The 11,646-nt window shown below is 54.3% G+C and carries 13 protein-coding genes; 9 read left to right on the top strand and 4 right to left on the bottom strand.

What is annotated here, in order from left to right; genetic code table 11:
• Positions 1-263, top strand: a 263-nt coding sequence (locus Q1B27_RS24370; protein WP_299852762.1) for a hypothetical protein, incomplete at its 5' end; no start/stop codon positions are given.
• Positions 264-297: 34 nt separating this feature from the next.
• Here Q1B27_RS24370 and Q1B27_RS24365 read toward each other — a convergent pair.
• On the bottom strand, positions 298-1,203 hold the full coding sequence (locus Q1B27_RS24365) for a LysR family transcriptional regulator (RefSeq protein ID WP_299852760.1): 906 nt from the start codon (positions 1,201-1,203) through the stop codon (positions 298-300).
• 110 nt (positions 1,204-1,313) lie between these two features.
• On the opposite strand from Q1B27_RS24365, the gene Q1B27_RS24360 reads away from it, so the two are divergent.
• The 4 genes from Q1B27_RS24360 to Q1B27_RS24345 are packed head-to-tail and all read left to right on the top strand — an operon-like array spanning position 1,314 to position 3,957.
• Positions 1,314-2,375, top strand: a complete 1,062-nt coding sequence (locus Q1B27_RS24360; protein ID WP_299852757.1) for a 1-aminocyclopropane-1-carboxylate deaminase/D-cysteine desulfhydrase — start codon at positions 1,314-1,316, stop codon at positions 2,373-2,375.
• Between the two features lie 17 nt (positions 2,376-2,392).
• A complete protein-coding gene (locus Q1B27_RS24355; RefSeq protein ID WP_299852754.1) occupies positions 2,393-3,295 on the top strand; it encodes a hypothetical protein in 903 nt (300 codons plus the stop codon).
• An 18-nt stretch (positions 3,296-3,313) separates the two neighbouring features.
• On the top strand, positions 3,314-3,751 hold the full coding sequence (locus Q1B27_RS24350; protein ID WP_367181391.1) for a PACE efflux transporter: 438 nt from the start codon (positions 3,314-3,316) through the stop codon (positions 3,749-3,751).
• Between the two features lie 26 nt (positions 3,752-3,777).
• Positions 3,778-3,957, top strand: a complete 180-nt coding sequence (locus Q1B27_RS24345; protein WP_299852748.1) for a hypothetical protein — start codon at positions 3,778-3,780, stop codon at positions 3,955-3,957.
• A 109-nt stretch (positions 3,958-4,066) separates the two neighbouring features.
• Here Q1B27_RS24345 and Q1B27_RS24340 read toward each other — a convergent pair whose 3' ends face one another.
• Complete coding sequence (locus Q1B27_RS24340) at positions 4,067-4,894, bottom strand: LysR family transcriptional regulator (protein WP_299852745.1); 828 nt, start codon at positions 4,892-4,894, stop codon at positions 4,067-4,069.
• Between the two features lie 82 nt (positions 4,895-4,976).
• Between Q1B27_RS24340 and Q1B27_RS24335 the strand changes: the two genes are divergently transcribed.
• The 4 genes from Q1B27_RS24335 (at position 4,977) to repC (ending at position 10,373) form a co-directional block, all read left to right on the top strand.
• A complete protein-coding gene (locus tag Q1B27_RS24335) occupies positions 4,977-5,966 on the top strand; it encodes an aldo/keto reductase (RefSeq protein WP_299852742.1) in 990 nt (329 codons plus the stop codon).
• Between the two features lie 719 nt (positions 5,967-6,685).
• Positions 6,686-7,870, top strand: a complete 1,185-nt coding sequence (gene repA / locus Q1B27_RS24330) for a plasmid partitioning protein RepA (RefSeq protein WP_299852739.1) — start codon at positions 6,686-6,688, stop codon at positions 7,868-7,870.
• Entirely contained in the window at positions 7,870-8,862 is a 993-nt protein-coding gene (gene repB / locus Q1B27_RS24325; RefSeq protein WP_299852736.1) for a plasmid partitioning protein RepB, read from the top strand. Before repA ends, repB begins: the two co-directional genes overlap by 1 nt.
• A gap of 215 nt (positions 8,863-9,077) precedes the next feature.
• A complete protein-coding gene (gene repC, locus Q1B27_RS24320) occupies positions 9,078-10,373 on the top strand; it encodes a plasmid replication protein RepC (protein WP_299852733.1) in 1,296 nt (431 codons plus the stop codon).
• A gap of 51 nt (positions 10,374-10,424) precedes the next feature.
• Here the strand turns inward: repC and Q1B27_RS24315 are convergent, their stop codons facing one another.
• Both Q1B27_RS24315 and Q1B27_RS24310 read right to left on the bottom strand, forming a co-directional pair.
• The gene (locus Q1B27_RS24315; RefSeq protein WP_299852730.1) at positions 10,425-11,009 is read right to left on the bottom strand and encodes a hypothetical protein; all 585 of its coding nucleotides are present in this window, start codon (positions 11,007-11,009) and stop codon (positions 10,425-10,427) included.
• A 22-nt stretch (positions 11,010-11,031) separates the two neighbouring features.
• Positions 11,032-11,646 (bottom strand): tyrosine-type recombinase/integrase (locus Q1B27_RS24310; RefSeq protein WP_299852727.1); only part of this gene is annotated, 615 nt, incomplete at its 5' end.

Below are 11,646 nucleotides of genomic sequence, written 5' to 3'. Positions count from 1 at the left end.
ACGGTCCAAACACAGCAAGTTACGGAAGTCTTGCAAAGCAGTCATTCCGGAGCCACCGTTCAACGGCAGCTTCGTCCGCATTGCCGCCGCTCAACTCGAAATTATCCGACCATAGTTATCGGATGACTGCTTTGAGCCCTTTGCAGAAGTGTCAAAATCTTGCTGCGTATGCACGCAGCGCCAATTTAGCTGCGGAGGCGAAAGAAATCTCGATGCTGGGCAAATGGCGAAGCTGCCCTTCACGCAAAAAACCGCAGCCATAAGACGCATGAAACGATAGCAAGAATACAAACCTGTCTATGCCCATTCGTTCTGCCAGATTGCCTGTGGAAGTTTCAGGATTTCGTCGCGCATCCAATGGCCCGCGGCACCCAAGGAACGTTGTTCTGTCCAGACTAGGTCAATCCCTTCGAGGAGGTCGTTTTGCTGAAAAGCATATTGCAGCGAGATGAGTTCGCCAGACTCTATTGGTTTTGCTGCGATCGTCTGCGGGATTTCAGCCCAACCAAACCCTGCTTTGACGAGATCCAAAATCAGGTTTGGATCTTCGACATGCCATATCACGGCACTCTTCTTTTCATATCGTTGCGGTGTTCCTGCAATTGGCGTCTTGTAGCGCACAATTTGGCGGTGTTGCCGTAGATCGCGATAGCTGGCTTGATCGCAATCCGACAACGGGTGGTCAGGTGCACAGATCGGGACAATTTTCGAGTAAGCCAATCCTCGGAACTGAAACCCCGCGGGATACCCCTCCTGCTCGGCCATTAATCCGATATCCGTCACCCCAAGTCGCAACTGTTCGGCTGACACGCCCGGGGCCGGGGTTGTGATTTCGAGTGATACCTGCGGATACGCATTGCCGAATTCGTTGAGTATTCCGGCGAGAGGTTTGAGACTGATGCCTTGTTCTACGGACAGGCACACATGGGTCTCAATCCCTTCAGCCATAGAGTTTGCGGTCGCGAGAAACTCTCGGTTGCCGAGCAGGATTCCTTTTGCGTGAGGCAGAAGAGTTTGACCCTCTGCAGTCAGAACCGGGTTGCGTCTACTGCGATCAAAGAGTTCGACACCACAATCTATCTCGAGATTTGCAATTGTCATTGAAACCGCCGATTGGACCTTTCCCATCCGGCGTGCAGCCGCCGAGAATGACCCAAGCTCGGCCGACAGAACAAAGGCCTGTAGTGCGTCTACATTCACCATGAGTCATCCATCAGCGATGCTGATATATAATAACTCGAATTATTCAGAAATAAAGATACTAATCTTCGGGTAATCCCAATGCTGAGTCAGAAGCTAGCAAAGAAAATTTTATGGTCACTCAACCTGTAATCGACGATCTGGTCGCGCGCCTCCGGACGCTACCCCGATTTAAACTTGCACAACTGCCCACACCCCTTCAGCCCCTGCACAACTTTGCGAAGCTGCTGGATGGTCCGGAGCTGTGGATGAAGCGCGACGATTTGACGGGCCTCGAGGGCGGTGGAAACAAGACTCGCAAGCTTGAATTCCTGACCGGGGATGCCCTGCGAAAGGGCTGTGACATGCTGGTGACCGTTGGCGCGATCCAGTCGAACCACACCCGACAGACGGCCGCAGCGGCGACCAGGGCAGGACTGAAATGCGCGCTGTTGCATTGTGCGTGGACCAAGGATGCCGGACCCAACTACCGCCATGTTGGGAACATTCTGCTGAGCCATATGATGGGGGCCGAGCTTTATGTTGATGAAAAACCGCGCCCGATTGAGGATCAGGGTCCATTGGATGCATTCATGGAACACCTGCGCAGCCAGGGGCATAAGCCATACCTAATCCCCGGCGGCGCGTCAGAACATGAATTTGGCAGCATGGGGTACATCAATTGTGCCGTTGAGCTGGCTACTCAGATGCAGCAGACCGGCACCGTGTTTGACTATCTTGTGCACACAACCGGGTCGAGCAGCACACAGGCCGGACTTGTGGCTGGATTTTGCGCGCTTGGCATCAATACGCGGGTCATCGGTGTAGCCGATGACGGGGAAACCGAGATCAAGACGCGCCGGGTCCGAGACTTGGCAAATGAGGCGCTGCAAACCCTTGAGTTGCCGCCACTGGTCGAGGCAGGAGATGTCGAGGTGATCGCGTCCAACGAAGGTGATTATGGCTATGCGGATGAGGCCATCAAAGAGGGCATTCACCTGATGGCAAAACATGAAGGTCTGATTGCCGATCCGGTCTATGAAGGTCGCGCCATTCGCGGATTATTGGACCTCTCGGCAGCAAGCCGGTTCGAGCCGAGTGCAAAAGTTCTGTTGATGCATCTTGGCGGCGCGCCTGCGATCCATGCCTATGCCGGTCAGTTTGGCGACATCGCCCTGACTCCGTTCAATACCTAACGCAAAAGGACAGAAAAATGAGTGAGATCATTCTGGACAAAGACACGCTGATGGCCAACATCCGCGGTCAGATCGCGAACAGCAAAAATCTGAAGTACCAGCGCGCTCTGTTGGAATTTGTGGACAATGACGGCGACTTTCTGGGCGACAATGTTTTTGAGACCAGCTTTCTTTTGCGCGATGGGCAAACGCCGCTGATCTACGAAGTGTCGGGCCCCTACGACACGGTCAGCAATGAATACGCGACCGTGGGGCGGATCTATGACAGTGGAAAGCGCATCTTCGAATGTGACATGAAGGACCAGATCCAGCAGCGCACCGCTGCGATGGTTATCGTGTTCTTGGATGCCATTGGCCATGCCCCCGAAAAAACACTTCTGGTCGGGGCTGGCAAGCTGGCGACCGAAACCGTGCGCTATCTCAAGCATTACCTTCCGGGCCTTGCCGCCATCGACTACCACGCACGTACGCAGCGGGCCGATACGTTCGAGGTCGCGTGTCAGGAGAATGGCGTTAGGGCCGCTTACCAGCCTTCGCTTGCGTTGGCCGGGTATGACACAATCATCATGGTGACGAACACCGCCAAATGCCTGATTGATACGGGCAATGTCGACAGCGTGCAATCTGGCGCGGTGATCGCCTCGCTTTGTACCACTTCGCAAGTTGGCGAAATCGCGGGTGAAGTCTATGGTCGCGACAACGTGAACGTGCTCTTTGACTACGATCTGACCCGGACATTCACACCCGATATGCGTGCCGCCGACGAGGGCGGGTATCTGAAGGATGTCACTTTCCTCGCCGATGTCCTGAATGGTGCTCCTGCTCCCGACATGTCTGGTAAAACAACAATACTGCGGATCACGGGCACCCCAATGCAGAACGTTGCGGTGCTTGATATGATGCGGGCTGCAAAAAACTAAGGCGTCTAAGGGATAGATATGTCGCAAACTGTTGCTATGAGAAGCGGGAAAGAACGGCTCAAATATACGATCTCCTTCGAAGTCGTGTTGATGAGCATGCTTGCCCCCGCAGGTGCATTTTTCTTTGACAAAAGCCTTGCTGATATAGGTCTGCTGGGTGTTGTGCTGTCTCTTAAGGCGATGCTTCTTAGCCTGATCTACAATTGGCTCTTTGACAAGATCGACGCGCGGTCAGGGCGCGTCGCATCTGATCGATCGACACTGGGCCGGCTGGCACATGCTTTCGGCTTTGAGATTTCGCTGACGGTAACGTCCCTGCCGATTTATATGTGGTGGCTCGATCTCGGGCTGATACAAGCCTTTACCACCGACGTCGTGGTGACGTCCTTCGTTGTGCTCTACACATTCCTCTTTACCCTAATCTATGACCAATTTTTCCCGGTGCGCGCGGATTAGGGATTTAAGAACTGCATGCCCTGCCGATGGGCAAGTGGTTCCACGCCTGCGATCTGGCCCAGTATCTCACCAGGTCGCGTCAGATATCCGATGCGATGAGAGAACAGGATACCGGTTTGCGCGGCGTGAACCGGCGTGCGAGCGATCAAGGGGTCAGGCGCGGAAAGATCAACAATATCAGCGAGGTGATCGTCATGAACCACTGAAGACCCGACGGGTTTATGCCAGATCACCATCCCGCCACAGGGCGCATTTATCATATCGCAAGCCGCAATGGGTGTTCGCTTCAGTGATCCAACGCCGCGAATTCTGACTTCAACGCGAAGTGCATGCTCGATTTAGGATCAGGTAAATCCGGTCGATGACTTTGCGCACCTCGGGAACGAATCTGTCTTCGTGGTGCGTCACAAGCCACTGTTCATGCTCAAGGTCGTCTATTGGAGGCGACACTTGCTTCAAGTTGTCAAACTGGCTCCCAATGAAGATTGGCAGCACCACACGTGCGGTTCCAGAAAGTGCCAGATCAAGAGCATTTCTCGGACTTGTGACCTCAATGGCCGCCGCCGTCCGCGCTTTTTCTTTCACCCATCTTGCAGATGGCGTCGTCCCGATGACGTGCGCCCAGTTTTCTACATGCTCGGTTCTAGCATAAACGGCGAAATGGATGCGCGTCGTCCTGCGCCCTGCAAGACCTGAACCCTCTGGCCGATGGTTTCGAACGCCGATCAACGCCTCCCGTCGTCCGATGTCAGCGACTTCATCAGACGCGCTGAACCTGAGACGAATGCGATCTGTTCCAATAATCTCTGACAAGTTTTTGCACAGGAGGTACGTCACCCAACTTCCTGCAGAGATTTTCACGATAGGAACGGCCTGTTCTGGATCGACGTCTGCAATTGGCATTACAAGGCTTTCGAGCCCTGTAGTCTTCTCGAGCAAATCTTGTCCTTCGTCGGTCAGCGCATAGCCCCGCGCCATGCGGTGAAACAGCTCAACTCCCAGATGTCGCTCCAACCCGAGCATGCGCCTTCCAAGCGTCGGGGCGCTTTTGCCCGTTGATGCGGCGGCAGCGGCAAGTCCGCCCTCGCGCGCCACGGCTAGGAAAAGGCGCAAATCGTCCCAGTCAAAGTTCGTATCATCCATGAAATGATCATTACATTCCGTTTCATGGATGTGGAGTGATTTCTGTGGCTTCATCCAAGGCAAGCTGAAAAGGAGCCGTGACATGAAGTTTCTGGATACTGATATTTCGCCGCTGGGCATGGGTTGCTGGCCAATCGGCGGCGCGATGTTTTCAGGCGACCAGCCCCTTGGCTACACCAATGTTGATGACGACGAATCCATCCCCACCATCCATGCAGCACTTGATGCAGGCATCACGCTTTTTGACACAGCACCGGCTTACGGTGCGGGTCATGCCGAACGCATTCTATGCCGCGCTTTGAAGAAAAGGCCCGAAGCTTTGATCGCGACAAAATTCGGAACCGGAATCATCGAAGAGAGCAAGCAAATCACAGAAAACGAGGATGATCCTGCAAGCGTCCTGCCCGCAATAGAAAGAAGCCTTACACGGCTTGGGCGTGACAGGATTGACGTGTTGATCCTGCACCTCAATTCACTACCGGTACCCAAGGCGGAGGCGCTATTTGACGAAGTCGAAAAAGCCTGTGCGGCGGGAAAGGTGCGTTCCTATGGGTGGAGCACAGATTTTTCTGAGAGCGCGGTGGCATTTGCTGACAGGCCCGCATTTGTTGCCGTTGAATATGCGATGAATGTGCTTCTCGATGCTCCGCGCATGCGCCGGGCCCTCCGCGAAAACAACCTGATCGCCCTCATCCGTTCACCTCTGGCGATGGGTTTGCTAGGAGGAAACTATGGTGTCGGTGACGTCATGAGGAAAGACGATATCCGTGCAACATCAAACCCAAGAACAGATTACTTCGCAGACGGAAAGGTAAACCCCGCCTATTTTGCCAAGCTCGATACGATACGAGCCTTGCTGAGAACAGGCGGGCGCACGCTGGCACAGGGCGCGATCGGCTGGCTCTGGGCGCAAGACGGGGCAAATATTCCGATCCCTGGTGCACGAACAGTTGAGCAGATCGAAGGCCTCGCCGGAGCGCTTGCTTTTGGTGCACTGCCAGATGATGTGGTGGCTCAGATCGAGGCTCTGATAGAACGAGAACCAGATGACACGCCTGATCGGGTGCGCTGACTGTGTTTTGAAACCGGACATTTGTAACATCGCAGCGAAAGCTCACTTGGTCCGCAATGCAGTTGCCCAAGGCCGCTGTAGGCAATGTCGGCTTTCTGGGTCATTTAGCTTACCGTATCTGGTCTGACAGACATATGGACAATTCTCTTTTTCTGGTCGATGCATGAAAGATGTATGGCGGAATTCCGACCAACCGCAAAGATCGCATTCAACTATCCCCCCCTGCCCTACTCTGTTTCGCCGGGCACTGACACATTGATACGCATCGCAACCCTTTTGAGACTTAGATCACAGTGCAAACAACTGAGTGCATGACATTAGAAGCCGCAAAAAGTGGGTCTGCTCATGGTCTGAGTTCGAGCCCCCTGCCCTTCGGAGTTGAATTATAGGTATGGTCCGCATCTGCAAAGCTGCGCAGCCACTTCAGAAATATGGATTGAGCGATGCTCCCGCTATTGCAATGTATCAATATGGTGTCGTACTGCGACCGCTAACTTCTCATTCCTTGAGCAGAGCAGGAACAGATAACTGCCTAACCTATTGCCATGCTGGAGGGTTTACAGCTGTAAACGAGTTTGATTTCCTGGAAAGCGTATATAGCATGTGTTAGCCCAAATAGACACTAAATAGGCTAAAATGCTTGACTTAAGTGTGTGAATCACTGCTTTTATCCTCAAGTGGCGCGAAAAGGGCCACGTTTCGTAAATTGAGGCAACCAGATGATTCCCGTGACACCACTTGCAACTGAGCGACCTTCAAGTCTTGCGACGGAAATCTCTGAACGTCTAAACGCCGCAATTCGAGAACACCTACTCGCTGCTTTTGCACCAGACTACACTAAAACTTTACGCAATTTCGCAGCTCCCGAAGTTGCTGAACTCTTGGGTGTATCTGGACAATTTATGCGAAAGGTTCACGGCGAAGGAACTGTGCCTGAGCCTAGCGATATTCGAGGTGGCCGTCGCTTTTACACGGCTCAAGAAATTTGGAATGCACGCGCTATCCTTGAGCAATCCTCGCGAAAAAAAGGCCGCTACGTGCCTCGTCGTTCAGAGGAGGAAAAGCTCCAAGTCTGGCAACTGATGAATTTCAAGGGTGGTAGCAGCAAGAGTACCACAACAATACACTTGGCTCACTACTTTGCCCTTCGTGGATACAGGGTTCTTGCTGTCGATCTTGATCCGCAAGGTTCTCTTACTTCGATGTGTGGAATTAGCCCTGAGATTGAATTCGATGGGCTGACAATATACGATGCGATCCGATACGACGCACCCGTCGATCTGGCTGATGTCGTGGTCTCTACTTACTTTCCGGGTCTTTCAGTCGCGCCATCCAGATTGATACTTTCGGAGTTTGAAACGGAATCCGCGGTACATTCGAACCCTGATGAGCCGTTTTTTACTCGTATCCGGAATGCGCTGGCACAGGTCGAAAATAATTTCGACCTTGTTCTAGTAGATAGTCCTCCACAGCTTGGTTTTTTGACGATCGCAGGTATGGCCGCAGCAAGCTCGCTGATCGTACCGCTTGCGCCGTCGATGTTGGACGTTTCTTCGACTGCCCAATTCCTTGAGCTTGCTGGTGCCTATATGGGAGTAATCGAAGATGCTGGCGCGACGCTGCAATACGACCACTTTAAGTTCTTAATCACTCGAGATGAACCTACAGATGTTCCATCACAGCAACTTTCGTCGTTCATGCGAGCTTTGTTCCAGGACCGGATTATGTCGGCCACGGCGCTAAAGAGCACTGCAATTAGCGACGCTACAATGCTCAAGCAGTCAATTTATGAAGTTGTTCGTTCGGAGATGACGCGAGCAACGTATGATCGCTCAAAGGGCTCGATGGACGCTGTAGGCCAAGAGGTGGAACGTATGATCCACCAAGCATGGGGACGCTCATAATGGCAAGGAAGTCACTTCAAGAGATGTCTGGGATTGCCAATACGATTGCTCGCTCGGGTTCGAAGGCAGAGAACAGATCGCCAAAGACTAGCGCCCCTGCCCTTGGTGCGCTCCAGGGGTCCCTCGCGGCAATTCGGGAGATTGATCCGGATGTTATAGACGACTGGGGGCCGACGGACCGGCTTGGTGAGTTTACAACTGTAAACTTGGAAGAGGAGTCAGATAGCTTTGAAGCATTGAAAAACAGCATTCGCGATGGTGGGCAACAGGTTCCAATCCTAGTCCGACGAGCGAAGACTGAGGGGCGATACGAGGCCATTTATGGCCGGCGACGACTTTATGCGTGTCGTATGCTTGGAATAAAAGTACGGGCCAATGTACAGGACGTTAATGACGCGACCGCGCTTCTTGCCAAGGGTTTGGAAAACGCAGCTCGCCGCAATCTTTCTTTCTATGAAAAAGCGCGATTTGCTGAGGCAATTCTTGAAGCCGGGCATGACACATCGACAACAAGACAAGTTTTGAACCTTACCAAATCCGGTCTGTCACATTTGACGAAGGTCACGCAGAATGTGCCGGTTGAAATCGGTGATATACTCGGAGCAGCTCCGAAGTCTGGACGGCCAAAATGGACAGCACTTGCCGAACTTTTTGCTTCTAAGAAACTCTCGGTGTCTTCGGCCAAAAAGATAATTGAAAGTTTGGGGACGGAAAAGAGTTCCGATGACCGTCTGGAGGCGCTTCTAAAGGAGCCTTCCAAACGTGGGGCGAGGCAAAGCACCGGGATTGAGGAGCTCACTCCGGTTGACGGGGTAATAATCAAATCCGGACGAGGGGCCATTTCCCTATCGGCCAAGAAGACGGGCAAAAACGCGGCGTTTGCGGCGTGGCTCGGCGATAATCTCGCCGAGATCATAAAGAAATCCTACACGGAATTTACAGCTGTAAACCCGCAGGATGGAACTGAGGACGAGCAGAAAGGAGGAAAGTGAACAAGGAAACCCCCGAAACCGAAGCTTCGAGGGCTGCTGCGCAAAGCGCAATTCTTAGATTAGACACCTAGATTCTAGCAGCCACCGAATCACCACACAAGAAAAATCGCTTCTGAGCGACCGGGATTTCTTTGTCTGCTGATTAGAAAATGACAAAATTCAACGATGCTCCGCAGGGAGCGACTGGGACAGGCCTGCCTCAGAACAGGGAAGGTATGTCCGATATCAACCAAAATTCGGGTTGGCGGAAAGTAACATCTGGCTTGGCGGTTGCTGAGCGGTTGGCAGAAGCAGGGGAGCGGGCAGCCGTTCCCAAAACCCAGGCCTTTGTGGCTGTGAAACGCGTCGGCGCGCATATCGGGCTCAAAGCCGGTGATATGCTGCTCCTCGACACGCTCGGGGCTTTTACACAGGCCCAGGACTGGGAAGAGGGCCGTCGCCCGATCGTTTGGGCGTCCAATGCCTATCTGATGGAGCAGACAGGCTTCTCGCTTTCTGCATTGAAGCGCCATGCGCGCCGCCTGGCGGAGATCGGTGTGATTTCCTTTAAGGACAGCCCCAATGGCAAACGCTGGGGGCGCAGGGACGCGGAGGGCGTGATCATCGAGGCCTACGGCTTCGATCTGTCGCCGCTCTCAGCGCGTGTTGAGGAATTCGAGCAGCTGCTGGCCGAATTGCAGGCCGAGCGCGAGCTCTGCCAGCGCCTGAAGCGCCAGATCACGGTCGCACGCCGGATGATCCACGCCCGGATCGAAGCGGCTCTCAGCGGCGCGCTGAGAGGCCCTTGGGCGCATCTTTCAAGCATGTTCGAAGACCTCTTGGGGCGTCTACCGCGCCACAACACGGCTTCAGAGGCACTGGAACGGCTCCTGGCATGGTTCAAAGAGCTTCAGGAGCGCGTCGAGGCGGCTTATCTCAAAGCAGCTCAGACGGACAAGGTTGTGGACAACACCACTGAAACCATTGAGCAAGTATCCAAAAAGACTCAAGAAATGAACCCCAGGGAGGTCATTTCCGACCCTCATATACTAACTACAAACCAACTTAATCCTGTAACTAGTAATTCCTCAGAAAAAGAGGAAGCGGCGGGCTTGGTGCCCTACGCGCCTCCGGAAGAACAGGTGGACAGGGAATTGGAAGAGTGGGTGGCTGAGGCACGCAAAAAGCGGGGAGCGGCGCTTGATTTGCCAACTGTGATGCAGGCTTGCCCCGAATTCGCATCCTGGGCGCGCAATATGGGCGGTTATCTGAAGGATTGGGGGGATCTGCACCGGGTTGCTGGGCAATTGAGGCCGATGATCGGTGTCTCGGAACATGCCTGGAACCTCGCGCAGGACCGGCTTGGACCTCAGATCGCGACAGCGGCGCTTGTGCTGACGTTCGAAAAGCATTGTGCCGGCGAGGTGGCGTCACCGGGCGGATATCTGCGCGGCATGGTCGAAAAAGCCGGGGCAGGGGAGCTGCATCTCGAGCGCAGTTTTTACGGTCGTTTGAGCGGGCAGGCGGCGTAATTGGCGAAGTCAAATTCTGTCGCGGTAGTGAAAGACAATTATATCAGTTACTTAGCCGATCTTTGCATACCATTCGGAGTGATTGCCGTCATGATTTTCCATGCCCGGCTTGGTCAGACATCCCCTGGGATTGATAAAACTGTCGATCCGACGCTGCGGCACTTCGCTCCAAAGGATATTGAACGCACAGAGCTTGGGATAGAATTCCAGATGGGAATAGGGCAGGTGATCATGAATCCACCAGGCCAGAGATCGCCAGTCCGCGCCTTCGGCGTAGCGATCAGCGAACCACGGAATGACGGCGCAGGCGGCGGCACCTTTGTGGCCGGTGCCGTCCAGCATGTCCCAGATATGGTAACCCGAATTGTACCTGACGCTCGCACCGTGTTTTCGTTTGTTGCCGAAAGCCGTGACCTTGGCGGACCGGTATCCGGAGCGGATGGTGAGCCGGCCGAATTTGCTCTGGAGCGGCTCCAGCAGCTCCTCGCAGAGCCGAGTGCCAGTCTCAATCGCCAGATCGGGGTCTTCCGGGATGTTCGGGATGCCGTAGAAATTGGCGATCTCGGACATCAAGAAGTCCCGCAGGAAAAAGTTCTGGCTGAGCCGCACACGGCCCAGCTCTTCAAGGCCTTTCATGGATCCGGGTTTGCGCATCCTCTCAGAGCCCGGCGGCTTTGGTCAGGTTCACGCGGAACCGGTCGCGTCGGCGTTGATAGCGGCGGGTCATCTCAGCGGAGGCGTGGCCGAGCTGTTTCTGGACATAGCGCTCGTCGATTTCCGCCGAACTGGCAAGCCCCGCGCGCAGAGAGTGGCCGGAGAAGAGGGCAAGGCGGTCGTTTTCAGGCAGGTCTGCACGGATACCGCTTTTCAGAACGGTGGTCTTGATGAGGCGGGCCACGTGTTTGTCGTTCAGCCGGGCCTCCAACGCGCGTTTGCCATTGCGCGAGGTACGCACAAACACCGGCCCAAAATTGATCTTGGCAAAATGTAGCCACTCACTCAGCGCATGCACCGGACAGGTCTGGTCTGACGAGCCGCGGCCGATCTCAACCTCGCGCCAGCCGGTCTTGGCGTTGAGGATCAGAACCGCACCATCGTCGAGGATATCGACCCATCCGCCGCTATCCGGTGTGTCATCCTTTCCAACATCGAGGCTGACAATCTCAGAACGCCGCAATCCACCGGTAAATCCCAGGAGCAGGATCGCCCGGTCTCGCATCCCGCGTAGATCAAAGGGCAGGGTGGCCACCATGGCCAGAATATCCTCGGGCAG

Source organism: uncultured Roseovarius sp. (genome assembly GCF_947489715.1).
Lineage (GTDB): Bacteria > Pseudomonadota > Alphaproteobacteria > Rhodobacterales > Rhodobacteraceae > Roseovarius.
This window is presented reverse-complemented; position numbering and strand designations above follow the sequence as displayed.